The sequence below is a fragment of the Enterobacter sp. E12 genome, assembly GCF_014596715.2.
GTDB lineage: Bacteria > Pseudomonadota > Gammaproteobacteria > Enterobacterales > Enterobacteriaceae > Enterobacter > Enterobacter bugandensis.
This window is the reverse complement of record NZ_CP115601.1, coordinates 4,487,685-4,506,049: the sequence shown is the minus strand read 5'-3', so window position 1 is coordinate 4,506,049 and position 18,365 is coordinate 4,487,685. Positions and strand designations below refer to the sequence as shown.

Annotated in this window: 19 protein-coding genes; 5 read left to right on the top strand and 14 right to left on the bottom strand. The window is 58.4% G+C overall.

The window, feature by feature from the left end; translation table 11 throughout:
- From IB212_RS21620 to IB212_RS21570, 11 genes are all read right to left on the bottom strand, one after another.
- Window positions 1-1,692 (bottom strand): glycosyltransferase, encoded by a 1,692-nt coding sequence (locus tag IB212_RS21620; RefSeq protein WP_041911886.1) that lies wholly within the window; start codon window positions 1,690-1,692, stop codon window positions 1-3.
- The gene (locus tag IB212_RS21615) at window positions 1,683-2,036 is read right to left on the bottom strand and encodes a hydroxymyristoyl-ACP dehydratase (protein ID WP_188246068.1); all 354 of its coding nucleotides are present in this window, start codon (window positions 2,034-2,036) and stop codon (window positions 1,683-1,685) included. Before IB212_RS21615 ends, IB212_RS21620 begins: the two co-directional genes overlap by 10 nt.
- A complete protein-coding gene (locus tag IB212_RS21610; protein WP_041911888.1) occupies window positions 2,023-3,384 on the bottom strand; it encodes an acyl-CoA synthetase in 1,362 nt (453 codons plus the stop codon). The genes IB212_RS21615 and IB212_RS21610 overlap by 14 nt, the downstream gene beginning before the upstream one ends.
- Window positions 3,377-3,964 carry a hypothetical protein gene (locus tag IB212_RS21605; protein ID WP_041911889.1) on the bottom strand — a complete coding sequence of 196 codons (588 nt, stop codon included), beginning with the start codon at window positions 3,962-3,964 and terminating at the stop codon, window positions 3,377-3,379. The genes IB212_RS21610 and IB212_RS21605 overlap by 8 nt, the downstream gene beginning before the upstream one ends.
- 6 nt (window positions 3,965-3,970) lie before the next feature.
- Window positions 3,971-4,222, bottom strand: a complete 252-nt coding sequence (locus IB212_RS21600) for an acyl carrier protein (RefSeq protein WP_024908875.1) — start codon at window positions 4,220-4,222, stop codon at window positions 3,971-3,973.
- 10 nt (window positions 4,223-4,232) lie between these two features.
- The gene (locus IB212_RS21595; protein WP_028014701.1) at window positions 4,233-4,490 is read right to left on the bottom strand and encodes a phosphopantetheine-binding protein; all 258 of its coding nucleotides are present in this window, start codon (window positions 4,488-4,490) and stop codon (window positions 4,233-4,235) included.
- Window positions 4,471-5,286 (bottom strand): 1-acyl-sn-glycerol-3-phosphate acyltransferase, encoded by an 816-nt coding sequence (locus tag IB212_RS21590; protein ID WP_041911890.1) that lies wholly within the window; start codon window positions 5,284-5,286, stop codon window positions 4,471-4,473. Before IB212_RS21590 ends, IB212_RS21595 begins: the two co-directional genes overlap by 20 nt.
- Window positions 5,283-6,005: a beta-ketoacyl synthase chain length factor gene (locus IB212_RS21585; protein ID WP_041911891.1), complete on the bottom strand. Its 723-nt coding sequence runs from the start codon at window positions 6,003-6,005 to the stop codon at window positions 5,283-5,285. Before IB212_RS21585 ends, IB212_RS21590 begins: the two co-directional genes overlap by 4 nt.
- 47 nt (window positions 6,006-6,052) lie before the next feature.
- Entirely contained in the window at window positions 6,053-7,117 is a 1,065-nt protein-coding gene (locus IB212_RS21580) for a class I SAM-dependent methyltransferase (RefSeq protein ID WP_041911892.1), read from the bottom strand.
- 68 nt (window positions 7,118-7,185) lie between these two features.
- The gene (locus IB212_RS21575; protein WP_028014697.1) at window positions 7,186-7,575 is read right to left on the bottom strand and encodes a hypothetical protein; all 390 of its coding nucleotides are present in this window, start codon (window positions 7,573-7,575) and stop codon (window positions 7,186-7,188) included.
- Between the two features lie 319 nt (window positions 7,576-7,894).
- The gene (locus IB212_RS21570; RefSeq protein ID WP_041911893.1) at window positions 7,895-8,944 is read right to left on the bottom strand and encodes an AI-2E family transporter; all 1,050 of its coding nucleotides are present in this window, start codon (window positions 8,942-8,944) and stop codon (window positions 7,895-7,897) included.
- Window positions 8,945-9,089: 145 nt separating this feature from the next.
- On the opposite strand from IB212_RS21570, the gene IB212_RS21565 reads away from it, so the two are divergent.
- Window positions 9,090-10,307, top strand: a complete 1,218-nt coding sequence (locus IB212_RS21565; protein WP_041911894.1) for an MFS transporter — start codon at window positions 9,090-9,092, stop codon at window positions 10,305-10,307.
- Between the two features lie 4 nt (window positions 10,308-10,311).
- On the opposite strand, the gene IB212_RS21560 is transcribed toward IB212_RS21565, so the two are convergent.
- Both IB212_RS21560 and IB212_RS21555 read right to left on the bottom strand, forming a co-directional pair.
- A complete protein-coding gene (locus tag IB212_RS21560) occupies window positions 10,312-10,869 on the bottom strand; it encodes a DcrB family lipoprotein (protein ID WP_041911895.1) in 558 nt (185 codons plus the stop codon).
- 72 nt (window positions 10,870-10,941) lie between these two features.
- The gene (locus tag IB212_RS21555; RefSeq protein WP_028014693.1) at window positions 10,942-11,607 is read right to left on the bottom strand and encodes a 7-cyano-7-deazaguanine/7-aminomethyl-7-deazaguanine transporter; all 666 of its coding nucleotides are present in this window, start codon (window positions 11,605-11,607) and stop codon (window positions 10,942-10,944) included.
- A gap of 167 nt (window positions 11,608-11,774) precedes the next feature.
- On the opposite strand from IB212_RS21555, the gene tusA reads away from it, so the two are divergent.
- A complete protein-coding gene (gene tusA, locus IB212_RS21550; RefSeq protein ID WP_032653764.1) occupies window positions 11,775-12,017 on the top strand; it encodes a sulfurtransferase TusA in 243 nt (80 codons plus the stop codon).
- 64 nt (window positions 12,018-12,081) lie between these two features.
- Here the strand turns inward: tusA and yhgN are convergent, their stop codons facing one another.
- Window positions 12,082-12,675: an NAAT family transporter YhgN gene (gene yhgN, locus IB212_RS21545; protein ID WP_003861574.1), complete on the bottom strand. Its 594-nt coding sequence runs from the start codon at window positions 12,673-12,675 to the stop codon at window positions 12,082-12,084.
- Between the two features lie 177 nt (window positions 12,676-12,852).
- On the opposite strand from yhgN, the gene asd reads away from it, so the two are divergent.
- The 3 genes from asd (at window position 12,853) to glgX (ending at window position 18,352) form a co-directional block, all read left to right on the top strand.
- A complete protein-coding gene (gene asd / locus IB212_RS21540) occupies window positions 12,853-13,956 on the top strand; it encodes an aspartate-semialdehyde dehydrogenase (protein WP_022649649.1) in 1,104 nt (367 codons plus the stop codon).
- Between the two features lie 239 nt (window positions 13,957-14,195).
- Window positions 14,196-16,382: a 1,4-alpha-glucan branching enzyme gene (gene glgB, locus IB212_RS21535; protein ID WP_041911896.1), complete on the top strand. Its 2,187-nt coding sequence runs from the start codon at window positions 14,196-14,198 to the stop codon at window positions 16,380-16,382.
- Window positions 16,379-18,352: a glycogen debranching protein GlgX gene (glgX, locus tag IB212_RS21530; protein ID WP_041911897.1), complete on the top strand. Its 1,974-nt coding sequence runs from the start codon at window positions 16,379-16,381 to the stop codon at window positions 18,350-18,352. The genes glgB and glgX overlap by 4 nt, the downstream gene beginning before the upstream one ends.
- Window positions 18,353-18,365: the final 13 nt, after the last annotated feature.

Sequence of the window (18,365 nt, the reverse complement as noted above, 5' to 3'; positions counted from 1 at the left end):
TTACTCCTTCTCTCGGGACTCTGGCAGATGCCAGAAATCGAAAAAATTAAACCAGTCGAGCGGCGACATCAGGGCGTAATGCTCCAGCCGCTGCGCGTAGCGATCGACGGTAGCCTGCAGCGCCTGCTGGCGTTCCCCGCGCGGCAGGATCAGCGGGTCGGCAAACGGCTCGCTGTGCAGGACGAGCTTCCCCTGCTGGCGCAGGGCGAAAATCAACACCACCGGACAGCGCAGGATGGAGGCCAGGATAAACGGCCCCTGAGGGAACGGTGCGGGCTGGCCCATGAACGGGCTCCAGATCACCCGCCACTCGCCGCCACGCTGCGGGTTGACGGCGATGCGGTCGCCCACGATCGCGACCCATTCTCCGCGCTCAAGCTTCTCTTTGATGGCAATGGCGGTGTCCGGGCCGATGTCGGTGACCGACATCAAATTCACGCCGGCCTGGGGCGCCATTTCGCTCATAATTTGCTTAAAACGCCGGGCGTTCTCGCTGAAGACCAGGGCGTTGATGGTTTTGCTGCCGTCCAACTGGGCCAGCGCCCGGCAGGCTTCTACGTCGCCAAGATGCGAGGCCAGCAGCAGCTTGCCCTGCGGCGCCGCGATATTCAGCGTTTCGCTCGCGCCGGGAGCAAAGACCACGTCGCGCTTAAACTTCAGCTCGCCGCGCCAGCTGGCGACTTTGTCCAGCATCGCGTTGCCGAAGCGCATGAAATGGAAAAAGCTGTTGAGACGTGCTGGCACAGGCATGTTCCGCTGCATCAGCCCCTGCTTCACGCGTGCAATCCACTGCCGCGAAGCCTGCCGTGCTGGACGCGCGATAAGCCAGTAGACGCCGATCACCGGCCACAGCAGCACGGTAAACGCCCGCCGCCCCAGCAGCTGCCAGACGCGTAGCATCAGGCGCATGCCCCACAGGCCTTTAACCTCGTCCTGCTGCGCCCAGTGTTGGCCGCGTCGAAGGAAGAGCAGGCCGGGAATGCGCGGAAGCATGCCGAAGAACAGCCGGGTATGCATCAGGGAGATCCGCACGTTATCTTTCAACGCGTCGAAGTGGGACAACCCGTCCTGCGGATAGGTCACGCGGGTGGGCAGAAAGACGCTGGTGTTGCCCTGCCAGTAGAGACGGACCATTACTTCGGTGTCAAAGTCCATCCGTTTACCGAGCGTTTCACGCGCGGCGAGCCGCAGCGTGGGCGAGACCGGGTAGACCCGAAAGCCGCACATGCTGTCTTTAAGCTGCAGGGATAAGGTCTCAATCCATACCCAGACGTGGGTGACCCAGCGCCCGTAGAGCCGCGAGCGCGGGATGGAATCATCGTAAACGGGCTGGCCGGAAATCAGCGCGTCCGGGTGGCGCTCCGCCAGCGCCAGCATTTTCGGAATATCTTCGATGGCGTGCTGGCCGTCCGCGTCCACCTGCAGGGCGTGGGTATAGCCCGCACGCGCGCACTCCTCCAGCCCCCTGATGACCGCGGCACCTTTGCCGGCGTTTTGCGCCAGACGGACCAGCGTCATCTGCGGCAGCTCCGCCGCCAGCCGCTCAAGCTCCTGGCGGGTGGCGGCGGAGCTGCCGTCATCCACCACCAGGCACGGCAGGCCAAACGGCGAGAGGCGCGACAGCACGCTGGCCATCGTGGCGCCGTGGTTGTAGCACGGGATCAGCACGCAGGGGCGGAAGGTTACTGACATAGACGAATTTTCCCGCTGCTGGCGGTATGGCGTTCAGCTCCGTCATGACGCAGGTAGCTGAAGGTCAGCAGTTTGCGCCCGGCATGCCACTCAAGCACCAGCGTCACCGTGGTTTCAGGCAGCAGAGGCGCCTGGAACTTCACGTTTTGAATGCTGTGAAAGCGGTAGCCCGGAGCCATTAAGGTCGTTGCGTAGTGCATCACCCAGTCGAGCTGCGCAACGCCGGGCAGCAGCGGCTGTACGGCAAAATGGCCCTGAAACCAGAACAGAGAGGCGTCGAGATACAACACGATCTCCAGCTTCTCCGGCTGTGCCTGATGGCGCTCGATTTCATGAATTTTCATGAAATAACTCCTCTAACTGCGCATAGACACGCTTGTTCATACTGTTTACCGGCATCTCATCGACAATGCGCCAGTAGCGTGGAACGGCGACCGGCTCAAGCCACGGCAGCAGGGCGCGTCGCCAGGCGAACTCCTGCGCTTTTTTATCCTGCAGATGCCAGCGCTGACGAACCGCCTCATCCAGCACCAGCAGGACGCCAATCCCCTGACGGCCCCCGCGCGTAACCGGCAGCGCAGCCGCCTCGCAAACGCCGTCGAGCTCCAGCAGGCGATGCTCAATCTCGTTAAGCGAGATGCGCTTTTCTTCAATTTTGACCACCCGCCCGCGACGACCGGCGATGCTAAACAGCCCCGCACTGTCGAAGTGGAGGATATCGTCCAGCTGGAGTCCTTCAGCCTCATGGATAAGCGGCGAAGTGACGCGGCAGGCGTCATCTTCCTGATGGAAGTTTACGCCGGGGAAGGGTAGCCACGGCAGGTTATCTTCCACGCGATGGCGCCAGGCGAGGATCCCGGTTTCGGTGCTGCCATAAATTTCGTCCGGCCAGATGTTAAGCCAGCCAACCGTGGTGGAGACGTCACGCCAGGGCAGCATTCCGCCCGCGGAAATCAGCATCCTGACGGGCGGCGCGGCCAGCTCGGTATCCAGGCGCTTCAGGAACGCAGGGCTGCTGATGAACAGGTAATGCCGGTCATGAGGAAGGGCGGCCAGCTGCTCTGCGTAGTAGAGCATCGCGGCATGCAGCGGCAGGCCCATCGCCATCGGCAGTACGATGCGAAATGTCAGGCCATAGAGATGTTGCGGGACGACGGAGGCCACAACGCTACAGCCAGCCAGACGTTCGCCGAAGCGGTCAGCCAGCAGGCGGGCTTCGCGATCCAGGCTGACGATGTGCTTAACCACCCGGCGCGGCGTTCCCGTGGAGCCGGAGGTGAACAGCTCGACGAAGCGGTTTTCGTTAATCTCCGGCAGGGGTACCCAGCGGGCGATCGTCTGGTGGCGGGAGGCTACCACAATCAGCTGCCCGTCAATATCGAGGGACCGATCGCTCAGGACGCCGCTAAACAGCGGCTGCTGCTCCTCAAGCAGCGAAACGCGGCTATGGCCGGGAATGACCGGCGTTTTACCGGCATGCAGCGAGGCCAGCAGCGCAACGATAAACAGGTAGCTGTTTTCAAAGCACAGCGCCCAGCGCTCGCCTTCCTGCTGACGCAGGGTGTCGACCAGTAACGTCACGTCGTGGCGCAGCTGGCCCAGCGTCCAGGTACGATCGTCGAGCCAGGCGACGGGCGTGTCGTCAGGGCGGGGCGCGTTTAACCACTGGCCCAGCGGAAGGGGGTTATTCATTGTGCATCTCTTTTTTTATCACCCGCTGGCGCACCAGCCACTCTGCCGCCATCAGCGTCCCCATCAGGATGTAAGCCACCATACCGTTCCACAGCGTCCACAGGTGCATGTCGCCGTGCAGGACGGTATACAGCGCTATCGCCCCGTTGACGATGAAAAAGCCGCACCAGACGAGGGTCACCCTGCGGGTATAGCGCACGCCCTCCGGCGGCAAATTGGGCTCACGTAAGCGCGCCAGGCGTTCGACCAGCGGCATCGCTGTCCAGAGCGAACCGCCGAACACGGCCAGCATTACAAGATTAACGACCACAGGGTAAAACAGCAGCCACTGGTGGGTTTTCAGCAGATAGCTTGCCGCGCAGAGCGCGATCCCCGCCAGCGCCACGCACTGCACCACATACCGCATCGGGCCGGTGTTACGCCGCGCCTGACGCAGCCGCAGCAGCAACAGCAGCGCCATCACCGGCAGCAGCCACGGCAGGCTGTTATGCGTCAGCCCAAATCCAATCAGGAAGGGCCACGCCAGCAGCATCAGCCCCGTCAGAAGTGGGATGACCGGGAGCGTCCGTCCACCACGCACGGTGTCTTACTCTTCGCGCAGCAGCTGTTCGACGGCGTCTACCACATCCTGAACGGTACGAACCGATTTGAAGGTTTCCGGCTTGATTTTCTTACCGGTTTTCTTCTGCAGATGGACAATCATGTCCACCGCGTCAATGCTGTCCAGCTCCAGGTCTTCGTAAAGACGTGCTTCGGGCGTAATGTCCTGCGGGTCGATTTCAAAGAGTTTGGTCAGAAGGCCGCAGACTTCCTGATAAATGGTTTCTTGTTCGGTCATAGTTCACATCTCAGGCGCGTTGGGCGTGGATAAAGGACGCCAGGGTGGCGACGGAAAAGAAGTGCTGGCGCATCTCTTCGCTTTCGGCAGAAAGCACCACGCCATACTGGTTTTTCACCGCCAGACCCAGCTCCAGCGCGTCGATAGAGTCGAGACCCAGCCCGTCGCCAAACAGCGCGGCATCGGTATCAATATCCTCTGCGGTAAGCTCGTCCAGATTCAGCGTGGTGATAATGAGATTCTTAATTTCAAGATAAAGCGCTTGCATCATTAATTCCTGACAAAGATTGAAGGCCTGATGTTAATCGATGCTGCAGGTGCCGGTTTAACTGCCTTGCCGCCAGTGCCGGTTCTTGTTGCCTTGCATCGTAAAATTCGTCGATGTTCACGCGATCGCGCACATCGACGGTAAAGACAGGTTTTGCGGGCGGTACATCATACCAGCGGCATTTTTTATCCAGCAGGTGCTCGCTGCAGTGGATGAGTACGATCCGCAGATCGCTGCGGCAGCGCACGGCGATATTTGCCGCGCCGCGCTGGAGGGACATTGCCTCACCTGGGCGGGTACGCGTTCCTTCCGGGAAGATTAACAGCGTGTCGCCCTGGGCCAGACGCTGCTGGCTGGCGGCGAGCAGAGGCTCGGCCTCGCTGTTAATCAGATAATCCGCCGCGCGGATAACGCCGCTGACAAACGGATTGCGCAGCAGCGCGCTTTTCACCAGACAGTCGGTTTCGGGCATTACCGACGCCAGAATCACGTAGTCAATTAACGTAGGGTGGTTAGCCACCACCAGGCAGCCCCGATCGCCGCGCAGGGCATCAAGATTGTGGATGCGATAGTCCAGCACCCCGGTGCCGCGGGCAACGGTTAAGAAGAAGCGGAAGCTGGCCGCGATGCTGCGGCGCGCCAGGCGACGGCGTTTGGCGCGATCGCGCTGGGCAATCAGCAGCAGGTTGAACCAGACCAGCGACAGCAGAAGCCCGCCCGCGCCAAACAGCACGAAGCAGAATCCGGTCATGACCAGACGCCATAGCCAGTTGATCCGGGCGGTCAGGCGGTTCATTGGCGCGCCCACTGCCACAGCAAACGTTCGCCGGGCACCACAAACTGCCGTTCCTCGCGGAGATAGCGTTGCAGGAACATCAGGCTTTGCGGCAGGGCGGCTTCCTCGCCCGTGCTGCCGCTGCGGGTTTCGCACTGCCATTCGCTGCCGGCTTCAATCACCAGCGCCACCGCGTACGGCCAGGTAGGCATCTGCGGCGGTAACGCCGGATGGTAAAATTCCGGCAGCGCGCCGTCAAAATCCACCAGCAGGACGCGGGAGTAGCCCGCATGCAGCAGGCTCAGCACTTCACACAGGGCCTGCTGGAAGGTGTCCAGCCCGGCGGAAATGGATGACGAGACAACAGGCTGGCGAGCGGCGATCGTGAGATTGCCCACCGCGGAATTGTGCACGGACATGGCGAAGTCGGTAGGCGAGACGGCCTGCCCGGTCGCCAGCGTATGCAGAATACGGTAATTGCGCTCCAGCTCGCCGTGGCGGCTGGAATAGACGACGGCGTCTATGGCGTGGCTTTGCAGCATGGCAAGACCAATATCCACCGCCAGCTTACTGCCTGAGTTAAGGCGGCGCGCGGTCATCATGGGTAACGCGGTCAGGCGGGGTAGAGGAGCCGTCGGGTCGATGGTCGACTGCAGGCGCGACCACGCCTGCCACTCTGCGGCATCGCTTAGTCCTGGCGCTCTTGCCTGCCAGTCAATAATGTTCAGTGAAAATTTCATCTACGCGCGTCCGCGGAATACCGTATTCAAAGGGCAGCCAGGCTGCGCTATTGTTCACGTTTGGTGCAAATTAACAGGGTATGACCTACCCCAAGGTTATCCAGCCGCTGTGCTATGCTGAAGCCCGCCCTTTCCAGGTAGTGATAAAACTTCTCTACGCTGTAAAACCGGCTATTGCCATTCGCCATACAGGTGAAATAGAGCGAGGTGGCATTCAGGCTGAAAGCCGCCGCTTCATATTTCTGGGCATCCCAGAAAAGCTCCATGATGCACAACCGTGCGCCAGGCTTCATGACCTCTGCGACGCGCGTCAGCATGGCGACAATCTGATCCGGAGAGAAACAGTCGAGGAACTGGCTCATCCACCAGACGTCGGCATCTCCCGGCAATGCCGACGGACTAAGCATATCGACAGCATGGAATCCAATACGATGAGAAAAACCTGCTTTTTCGATGTTTTCCTGCGCCAGCGCTATCTGCTGCGGGAGATCGAGGATCGTCACGGCAACATTGTCGTCATAGCGGCAGCAGCGTAACGACCATTTACCTGTATTTCCGCCCACATCGTACAATTTTGTCGGCGAGCTTGCGAATATATATGGCAACGCAGCGTCAAAAGCGGCGTCGGAATAGTAATGATCGAAGGCAAACCAGCTCTCTTTTGCCGGGGCAGGAAGCTGGGATAAAGCCGGATAGATGGTTGGCCAGTCGCCAAACACGGATAATCCAGCCGGTTTTTCTTTCTGCAGGGCATCGGCCAGATGAAATAACCCCTGGTAACAGACGTCCTGCGTGAAATCCATATTAACGCGGGTCATGGTATCGTGGAGTAAGAAATGGCCCACTTTCGCCAGGAAATAACGACCTTCTTTATAAGTAATTATCCGCCCGCTTAATCCCATGTCTAACAATACGCTGACGGCATAACTGCTCAGGGTACTGTTTTCGGTTATTTCGTCGAGGCTCGCCCCCTTATTACCCTGTTTATCGAGCCAGGCGAGAACGCCCGAGTTACGCAGACAAAGCGCGGTCTGAAATAACATCGGCGCAAAAGCGATGCGTTGCGCTTCGGTAATGGCATCCAGCGCGCTGAGCGTGTCCTTTTCGTACATTGTTGCGTAACCTTTCAGGGTAAGAAATGAGGTTATCGGGCCATGTCCGGCCCGACTTTAGAAAAATATTACAGCGCGGCACCCGCAGAAAGGTTCAGCTGAATATCGTGGTCGAGGTTGTTCACCCAGCGGTTATAATTTTTGTGAATTTTACCGTCTGCCGCTTTCAGGTTCAGGCTGCTTTCGTAATTAATTGAATAACTTGTCGCAGAGTAGGGAATACGCACCTGGACCGAGTGATCGCGTGCCTGTAGACGGCCCTTAATCACGCCCGGGCCCGCTTCCGTCATGATCCAGTCACGCTTCTGGCCTGCTTTCAAAATGGCTGTTTTCACCTGATCGGCAGTATGACCGGCGCTCACGACAGAGTGAACCTGAGCAATAGGGGCGGTACGCGCACAGCCAGCCAGTGCGCCAACGAATACGGCGGCAGTGCACCATTTAACGAGCTTTTTCATCAACAACTCCATATCAATAATAACAATTAAAGGTAGTGTTTTTTACAAATAAGCATCACCAGGCTTAGGGATTAAGTCAGATGTGTTTTTAATCAATATTAATGTTTACATTACGTCGTCGCTAAGGCGGGGTATAATATCACGCAAAATAATTAATCATTCCGTTTTTTTTAATTTGATTTAAGGGATGTTGCATTTAAGCGAAATCTGGATGAGTTGATAAAAAACGGAAGGAATAAGCCTTAACGCAAATAAAAATACCGCGACGGTGAGCGTCGCGGTATTTGACGGTATAAACCCGTTTACACAGACAGATACGTTACCCCGGCAACCGGCTTTTCGGCCGCCCCGGCCCAAGCAGGATCGCCAGCTTGCTGCCCCCTTTGGTGGTTTCCATCCAGATTTTACATACGCTGGTCAGCGGGACCGACAGCAGCATGCCGACAGGGCCCAGCAGCCATCCCCAAATCAGCAAGGATAAAAACACCACCAGCGTCGACATGCCCAGCCGGTGCCCCATCATGCGCGGTTCAAGAATGTTGCCCAGCACCATATGCACGACGAGGAACAGCGCCCCGACCAGCATACATTCGTAGAAACCGTTAAACAGAAACGCCTGAATCATCGGCGGCACGGCGGAAAGCACCGCGCCAATATTCGGCACGTAGTTCAGCAGAAACGCCAGCACCCCCCACATCAGCGCGAACTGGACGTCCATCAGCATCAGCCCCAGCCAGACAATAATCCCGGTCCAGACGCTTAGCAGCGTTTTCAGCGCCAGATATTTGGAGACGCCCTTTAAGGCGCGGTGTAGGCCGGCAATGTGTATTTGCGGGTTATTTAAAGCAAAGCGCAGCTTATACGGAACATGGCGCACTTCGAACAGCATAAATACCACCGTCATGACCAGCAGCAGTATGCTGGCCATCGCGCCGGAAAGACCGGTCATCAGCGTGGTAGCGTAAGTCATGACCTTCTCGGAATCCATTCTGCGCAGCATCCGTTCTGGCGAAATATGCAGGTTAAGAAAGGGCATCATCTCCTGCAGCGCGACGATTTTACGCGTCAGCTCTTTATTGTACTGCGGCAACATGGTGGAGAATTCGCTCAGAGATGCCGCCAGTACGCCGAAGAGCGCCGTCAGGCCAATCAGCATCACGATAACCACGATGGTGATGGCCACCGGGCGGCTCACGCCCCGGCGTAAAAACCAGGTCACCAGCGGATTGAGGACAATGGCAAAAAAGAGCGCCAGCAGGAGCTGGACGATAATGTCAGCGGCAGCATGTATACCCGCAAGGATAACCACCAGACAGGCGAGTTTTAATAAGATGTGGAGTCCTGCTTTATCGGGCTGGGGAGCTAACATGCGCGTTCCTTAATAAGATGACCCGATAAGTGTAGTGCCTTAGGGCCGCTTCGTCTGGCACCGATAATCTGAAAGTCGGGGCTGATTTTCTTGTTGCTCCGTGGTAATAGTGAAACACTGTTGCAAAAAATTCAGGTAGAACCCCATGCCAGAACCTGCCGCCGAACCGGCGCTGAGCGGATTGCGCCTCAATCTGCGCATTGTTTCCGTCGTTATCTTCAACTTTGCCAGCTATTTAACGATCGGCCTGCCGCTGGCGGTTCTGCCGGGCTACGTCCATGACGTGATGGGTTTTAGCGCGTTCTGGGCGGGGCTGGTCATCAGCCTGCAGTATTTCGCCACGCTCCTTAGCCGCCCGCACGCCGGGCGCTACGCCGACCTGTTCGGTCCCAAAAGCATTGTGGTAGTGGGATTGTGCGGCTGTTTCCTCAGTGGTCTGAGCTACCTGCTGGCTGCCGCTACCAGCCACTGGCCGCTGGTCAGCCTGGCGCTGCTTTGCCTGGGCCGCGTCATTCTCGGGATTGGGCAAAGCCTGGCAGGAACCGGCTCGACGCTATGGGGTGTGGGGGTTGTCGGTGCACCACACATTGGCCGGGTTATCTCGTGGAACGGGATCGTCACCTACGGGGCGATGGCGCTCGGCGCGCCGCTTGGCGTGGCCTGTTACGCCTTTGGCGGTCTGTATGGACTGTCGCTGACCATTATAGCGGTCGCGCTTGTGGCGATACTGTTTGCGCTGCCGCGCCCGAAGGTGAAGGCCAGCAAGGGCAAGCCGCTGCCGTTTCGGGCCGTGCTGGGGCGCGTCTGGCCGTACGGCATGGCGCTGGCCCTGGCGACCACCGGCTTCGGCGTCATTGCGACCTTCATTACCCTGTTTTATGACGCCAAAGGCTGGGAGGGCGCGGCCTTTGCGTTAACCCTCTTCAGCGGTGCGTTTGTTGGCGCACGCCTGCTTTTCCCGAACGGTATCAACCGTCTGGGCGGGCTGAACGTGGCGATGATCTGCTTTACGGTAGAGATTGTCGGGCTGCTGTTAACCGGCATCGCCAGCGCGCCCTGGATGGCGAAAATTGGCGTCTTCCTGGCGGGAGCCGGTTTCTCGCTGGTCTTCCCGGCGCTGGGCGTGGTGGCGGTTAAAGCGGTGCCGCAGCAGAACCAGGGGGCGGCGCTGGCGACCTATACGGTATTTATGGATATGTCTTTAGGCATAACCGGGCCGCTGGCGGGGCTGGTGATGGCCTGGGCGGGGGTACCGGTGATCTATCTTGCCGCGGCGGGTCTGGTGATAATTGCCCTGCTGCTGACGTGGCGGCTAAAAAAATGGCCCCCGGTGCAGGCACCGGAGGCCACGTCATCGTCGTGAAGGGTTACTGGATCACGATGGTGTTAATGATGTTTTCAGCAGCCGTCTGCGCTTTCTGCTGATCTTCCGCTGGCAGGGTGATCTGCAGGGTCAGCAGTTTGTTATCAACCTTGCCCAGCACCACAGAAGACCAGGCGGTCTGGCCTTTTGCGGAGATGATGCTGTCCAGCTGCTGCAGCTTATGGCCTTTCAGCTCGATGGATTTATTGGTTACCACCTGCAGCTGCGGATCGCGGCCGCGCTGCTGGTCTTCCAGACGTTTGGACAGGACGGCCAGGTCTTCGCTGGTGTCGTCGCCCACAATCACAATGACCGCTTTCTGGCCGGTTGCGTCGGAGTAAACATGCATGTTATTCGTCTGGGTGCCCAGCTTGCCGCTCTGGTCAGTCATATCGGCTGGCAGAGAGAAACTGAGTTTGCCATCCATCAGATTCACCGGCTGACCGGTCGCGTTGCTTTCTGCGGATGCGCCCTGAGCAGGCGTTTTCGTGTCGCTGTTATCACAGGCTGCAAGACCCACAACCAGCAGGCCAATCCCGACATATTTAACCAGATTGCGCATTGACTTCTTCCTTTCGATAAACGGCCATAGCGGCTCATTCACCCATCTTATCACAACTGATAAAGCGAACCCTTAACCAGCCTGCAATGCCGTGATTTCAGATTTATCTGCCAGCCTTTTCAGCAGCATATTCAGCAGCACGCCGTACATCGGCAGGAAGAAAACAATGCTGATGAGCACCTTGAAGCAGTAGTCCACCAGCGCGATCTCCATCCAGTGCTCGGCCATAAAGGCATCCGGGCTGCGCCAGAAGGCGATGAAGAAGAAGGCCAGCGTATCGCTTACGTTGCCGAACAGCGTGGACGCGGTCGGCGCCATCCACCAGCGGTGATTCTGACGCAGGCGGTTAAACACGTGCACGTCGAGGATCTGCCCCAGCGCGTAGGCCATAAAGCTTGCCGCGGCGATACGGGCGACAAACAGGTTGAAGTGTGTCAGCGCCTCAAAGCCCTGCCAGCTTCCCATGTAAAACAGGGAGGAGATCACGTACGAGATGAACAGCGCCGGAAGCATGACCGCAAAGATAATGCGGCGTGCCAGCGGTGCGCCGAAGATACGCACGGTCAGATCGGTGGCGAGGAATATAAACGGAAAGCTGAACGCGCCCCAGGTGGTATGAAAACCAAAAATGGAGATCGGGAGCTGCACCAGGTAGTTGCTGGAGGTGATCACCAGCAAATGGAAAAGCGAAAGCCAGAACAACGCTTTTACGCGCTGTGATTCAGAGAACTGCGTCATATTGTGACCTTTTTATACGTTGGGGTGAGGGAACCCAATAAAAACCGCAGCATGATACTGCTTTGGCTGGACATTGCAATGGTTAGTTTTTGCGCAATCGTTAACCTGGTTTGCATTGCCCGCGCCGGGGCGTAAACTACTGCCGTTTTTATCTGACCGAGAAGATCATGACCGACCTGTTTTCCAGCCCAGACCACACCCTTGATGCCCAGGGCCTTCGCTGCCCGGAGCCGGTAATGATGGTACGTAAGACCGTGCGTAACATGCAGACCGGTGAAACGCTGCTGATTATTGCCGACGATCCGGCCACCACGCGCGATATTCCCGGTTTTTGTACCTTTATGGAGCATGAGCTGGTGGCGCAGCAGACGGAAACGCTGCCGTACCGGTATTTGATTCGTAAGGGTTAGGAGGGCTGTCCTCTGCGGCCTGATGCCCTCACTCCGGCCCTCTCCCACGGGGAGAGGGAGAAAGTCATCCTTTCATCCACGCCCTGATCCCGTCCAGGAACATCTGCGTCGCCATCATTACCAGAATCAGCCCCATCAGACGCTCCAGCGCGTTCACCCCTTTCTCACCCAGCAGGCGCAGGAACAGCGACGACTGCAGCAGGATAATAAACGTTCCGCCCCAGGCAATCAGCAGGGCAATGACCAGATGGCTCATTTGATTCGGATACTGATGCGACAGCAGCATCAGCGTCGCCAGAATGGTTGGCCCCGCGACGAGGGGAATCGCCAGCGGCACGATAAACGGCTCTTCGCCTGCGGGCAGGCCGCTGCTGCTGCCTTCGGCGCTCGGGAAGATCATCTTAATGGCAATCAGGAAGAGAATAATCCCGCCGGAAATGGAGACCGTTTCGGCGCGCAGGTTCAGGAACGCGAGGATTTTTTCACCGGCAAACAGGAAGATAAACATCACCAGCAGGGCAATAAGCAGCTCGCGGATCATGATCGCCCGGCGGCGCTTCGGCTCGGTGTGCTTCAGCACCGACATGAAGATGGGCAGGTTGCCCAGTGGATCCATTATCAGGATCAATAAAACCGCTGCTGAAATGATTTCACTCATGTAAATTATCCCTGAAACTCTCTATGGTTATTATGATAATTAGCTGTATTTCTGATTGCCGGGCAATCATCGATTAATTTCGCTTGCGACTTTGGCAGCATTTTGTAATGTGAAGCATATCCCAGTTCAATACTGGCTTGCACAATCAGCACACACCCTCAGCAGGAAAAAAATGCTATGAAAAACGTTGGTTTCATCGGCTGGCGCGGTATGGTCGGCTCTGTACTCATGCAACGCATGGTTGAAGAGCGCGATTTCGACGCTATCCGCCCGGTCTTCTTCTCCACTTCCCAGCTCGGCCAGGCTGCTCCGTCCTTTGGTGGTACCACAGGCACGTTGCAGGACGCTTACGATCTGGAAGCGCTGAAGGCACTCGACATTATTGTGACCTGCCAGGGCGGCGATTATACCAACGAAATCTATCCAAAGCTGCGTGAAAGCGGCTGGCAGGGCTACTGGATTGACGCGGCCTCTTCACTGCGCATGAAAGACGATGCCATCATTATTCTCGACCCGGTTAACCAGGACGTCATCACCGACGGCCTGAACAACGGCGTGAAAACCTTTGTTGGCGGTAACTGCACCGTCAGCCTGATGCTGATGTCACTCGGCGGCCTGTTCGCGCAGGACCTGGTGGAGTGGGTCTCCGTGGCGACCTACCAGGCCGCGTCCGGCGGCGGCGCGCGCCACATGCGCGAGCTGCTGACCCAGATGGGCCAGCTGCATCAAAGCGTCGCGACCGAGCTGGCAAACCCGGCGTCCGCCATCCTCGACATCGAGCGCAAAGTCACTCAGCTGACCCGCAGCGGCGAGCTGCCGGTGGATAACTTTGGCGTACCGCTGGCCGGTGGCCTGATCCCGTGGATCGACAAACAGCTGGATAACGGCCAGACCCGCGAAGAGTGGAAGGGCCAGGCGGAGACCAACAAAATTCTCGCCACCGCGAATACCATTCCGGTTGACGGCCTGTGCGTGCGTATCGGCGCGCTGCGCTGCCACAGCCAGGCCTTCACCATTAAACTGAAAAAAGATGTGTCTATTCCGACCGTGGAAGAGCTGCTGGCCGCGCACAACCCGTGGGCGAAAGTGGTACCAAACGATCGCGATATCACCATGCGTGAACTGACCCCGGCTGCCGTTACCGGCACGCTGACCACGCCGGTTGGCCGCCTGCGCAAGCTGAACATGGGGCCGGAGTATCTCTCCGCATTCACCGTCGGCGACCAGCTGTTGTGGGGTGCCGCCGAGCCGCTGCGCCGCATGCTGCGCCAGCTGGCGTAATAATTTGTTAAACACAGGGGGTGATTGTCACCCCCTTTTTTTGCGTACTACATGGAGTAAAACGCAGATGTCTTATTTTTTATCAGGAGGAACCACGACGTTGGCTATGCTTTAAGGAAGATTTATTTCTCACCTGAGGGTAGGGCGGAGCAGAGAGGATCAACTGCACCGTTTAGGTCACATTAAAAGTCGTCCCGGAGCGCGTAAAAAGGGCGACATAAAAAAACAGGATGAATACCATGTCCGATCGTATTTCGAGAGACGTGATTAATGCGCTTATTGCGGGTCATTTTGCCGACCCCTTTTCTGTGCTAGGGATGCACCGTACAGAGGCCGGACTGGAAGTTCGGGCGCTGTTGCCGGATGCGACAGAAGTGTGGGTTATCGAACCCAAAACCGGCCGCAAGGTGGGTAATCTGGAATGCCTCGACTCGCGCGGCTTCTTCTCGGGCGTCATGCCCCGCCGTAAAAACCCCTTTCGCTATCAGCTCGCCGTTATCTGGCACGGCCAGCAAAACCTGATTGACGATCCCTACAGCTTTGGGCCGCTCTTAAAAGAGATGGACGCCTGGCTGCTGTCCGAAGGGACCCATTTACGCCCCTACGAAACGCTGGGTGCCCATGCGGATACCATGGACGGTATCACCGGCACGCGCTTTGCCGTATGGGCGCCAAACGCCCAGCGCGTCTCCGTTGTCGGGCAGTTCAACTACTGGGACGGTCGCCGCCACCCGATGCGCCTGCGCCGTGAGACGGGCATCTGGGAGCTGTTTATCCCCGGGGCGCATAACGGCCAGCTCTACAAATTTGAGATGATCGACGCGCACGGAAAGCTGCGCATTAAAGCCGACCCGTACGCCTTCGAGGCGCAGATGCGCCCGGATACCGCATCGCTGATCTGCGGCCTGCCGGAGAAGGTCGTTCAGACCGAGGAGCGCAAGCAGGCCAACCGCTTTGATGCGCCAATCTCCGTTTACGAAGTGCATCTCGGCTCCTGGCGCCGCCACACGGACAACAACTTCTGGCTCAGCTACAGGGAGCTCGCCGACCAGCTGGTGCCGTACGCCAAATGGATGGGCTTTACCCACCTCGAACTGCTGCCGGTTAACGAGCACCCGTTCGATGGCAGCTGGGGCTATCAGCCCACCGGGCTGTATGCGCCCACGCGGCGCTTCGGCACGCGCGATGATTTCCGTTATTTCATTGATGCTGCGCACGCCGCCGGGCTGAACGTGATCCTCGACTGGGTGCCGGGCCATTTCCCGTCGGACGATTTTGCGCTGGCAGAGTTCGACGGCACGAAGCTGTACGAGCACAGCGACCCGCGCGAAGGCTATCACCAGGACTGGAACACGCTGATCTACAACTACGGTCGCCGTGAAGTGTCGAATTACCTGGTGGGGAATGCGCTGTACTGGATCGAACGCTTCGGCATTGATGCCCTGCGCGTGGATGCGGTGGCCTCGATGATCTACCGCGACTACAGCCGCAAAGAGGGAGAGTGGATCCCAAACGAGTATGGCGGCCGTGAAAACCTCGAAGCGATTGAGTTTCTGCGCAACACCAACCGCATCATCGGCGAGCAGGTGGAAGGCGCCGTGACCATGGCGGAAGAGTCGACGGACTTTGCGGGCGTCTCCCGCCCTCCGTCATCAGGTGGCCTGGGGTTCTGGTACAAGTGGAACCTGGGCTGGATGCACGACACGCTCGACTACATGAAGCTCGACCCGGTTTATCGTCAGTATCACCACGATAAGCTCACCTTCGGGCTGCTCTACAACTACACCGAAAACTTCATGCTGCCGCTGTCGCATGATGAAGTGGTGCACGGCAAAAAATCCATTCTCGACCGCATGCCGGGCGACGCGTGGCAGAAGTTTGCCAACCTGCGCGCCTACTACGGCTGGATGTTTGCCTTCCCGGGCAAAAAGCTGCTGTTTATGGGCAATGAGTTCGCCCAGGGTCGCGAGTGGAACCACGACACCAGCCTCGACTGGCATCTGCTGGAGGGCGGCGACAACTGGCACCACGGCGTACAGCGTCTGGTGCGCGACCTGAACCTGACCTACCGCCACCACAAAGCGCTACACGAGCTGGACTTCGACCCGTACGGCTTTGAGTGGCTGGTGGTGGACGACCACGAGCGCTCGGTGTTTGTCTTTGTACGTCGCGATAAAGCGGGCAACGAGATTATCGTCGCCAGCAACTTCACGCCGGTGCCGCGCGAACACTACCGCTTCGGCATTAACCAGCCGGGCAAATGGCGCGAGATCCTGAATACCGACTCCATGCATTACCACGGCAGTAACGCCGGTAACGGCGGGCTGGTGCAGAGCGATGCGATTGAAAGCCACGGGCGTCCAAACTCCCTGAGCCTGACGCTGCCGCCGCTTGGCACCATCTGGCTGATGCGGGAGGAAGAATGACGCAGCTTACGGCAGGTAAACCCGAACCGCTCGGCGCGAGTTTTGATGGAAAGGGGGTGAACTTCACGCTCTTTTCTGCTCACGCGGAGCGGGTGGAGCTCTGCGTGTTTGACGGGGAGGGTAACGAGCGCCGTTACGATTTACCGTCCCGCACGGGAGACATCTGGCACGGTTACCTGTCCGGCGGGCGTCCGGGAATGCACTACGGTTTTCGCGTACACGGCCCGTGGGAACCTTCTCAGGGGCACTGGTTTAACCCGGCGAAGCTGCTGATTGACCCGTGCGCGCGCCGCGTGGACGGCGAGTTTAAAGACGACCCGCTGTTCCACGTCGGCTACGGCGAACCGGACCACCGCGACAGCGCGCCCGTCGCGCCGAAAAGCGCGGTGGTGCACGATCTCTACGACTGGGAAGACGATGCCCCGCCGCGCACGCCGTGGGGTAACACCGTCATCTATGAAGCGCACGTCAAAGGGCTGACCTACCTGCACCCGTCGATCCCCAAAGAGATGCGCGGCACCTACAAAGCGCTGGGGCATCCGACTATGGTCGCTTACCTGAAGCATTTGGGCATCACTGCGCTGGAGCTGCTTCCGGTGGCGCATTTCGCCAGCGAGCCGCGTCTTCAGCGTCTTGGGTTAAGCAACTACTGGGGCTACAACCCGCTGGCGATGTTCGCTCTCGACCCGCGCTACGCGGTGCATCCGGAGAAAGCGCGGGACGAGTTTCGCGACGCGGTGAAGGCGCTCCACGCGGCGGGCATTGAGGTCATTCTGGACGTGGTGCTGAACCACAGTGCGGAAAGCGATCTTGACGGCCCGACGCTCTCACAGCGCGGAATCGATAACCGTAGCTATTATTGGATCAGGGACGACGGTGATTACGAGAACTGGACCGGGTGCGGTAACACCCTCAACCTCAGCCATCCGGCCGTTACGCATTACGCGTACGAGTGCCTGAAATACTGGGTTGAGACGTTCCACGTGGACGGTTTTCGCTTCGACCTGGCGCCTGTGATGGGGCGCACCCCGGCATTCAGCCAGCAGGCACCGCTGTTTGAGGCGATAAAAAACTGCCCGGTGCTCTCAACGGTGAAGCTGATTGCGGAACCCTGGGACATTGGTGAAGGCGGTTATCAGGTGGGGAACTTCCCGCCGCTGTTTGCCGAGTGGAACGACCACTACCGCGATGCCATCCGCCGCTTCTGGCTGGCGCGCGATTTGTCGCTGGGCGAGTTCGCCGGACGCTTTGCCGGCTCCAGCGATCTCTTTAAGCGCGACGGAAAACGTCCGTCGGCCACCATCAACCTGGTGACGGCGCATGACGGTTTTACGCTGCGCGACTGCGTTTGTTTCAATCAGAAACACAATGAGGCCAACGGCGAAGAGAATCGCGATGGCACTAACAATAACCATAGCTTCAATCATGGTATAGAAGGATTAGGCGGAAGTCTGGATGTGATCGAGCGGCGACGCGCCAGCGTTCATGCGCTGCTGACGACGCTTTTACTGTCTCAGGGCACGCCGATGCTGCTGGCGGGCGACGAGCACGGCCACAGCCAGCACGGCAATAACAACGCCTATTGCCAGGACAATACCTTAACCTGGCTCGACTGGGGGGAGGCGAACAGCGGGTTGACCCATTTCACCGCGGCGCTGATCCACCTTCGCCAGCAGATCCCCGCCCTTACCGCCGACAGCTGGTGGGAAGAGGGCGACGGCAACGTTAGCTGGCTGAATAAAGACGCGCAGCCGTTGAGCGCGCAAGAGTGGCAACACGGCATCACCTGCCTGCAAATCCTGCTTTCGGATAAGTGGCTGGTGACGCTGAACGCGACGGATGACGTCGCAGAGATTGTTTTACCTGACGGGGAGTGGCGAGCTGTTCCCCCCTTTGCCGGAGCGGATAATCCGGTAGTAATGGCTGTCTGGCACGGGCCTGCGCACGGAGTGTGCGTATTCCAAAGATGATAAAAAAGGAGTT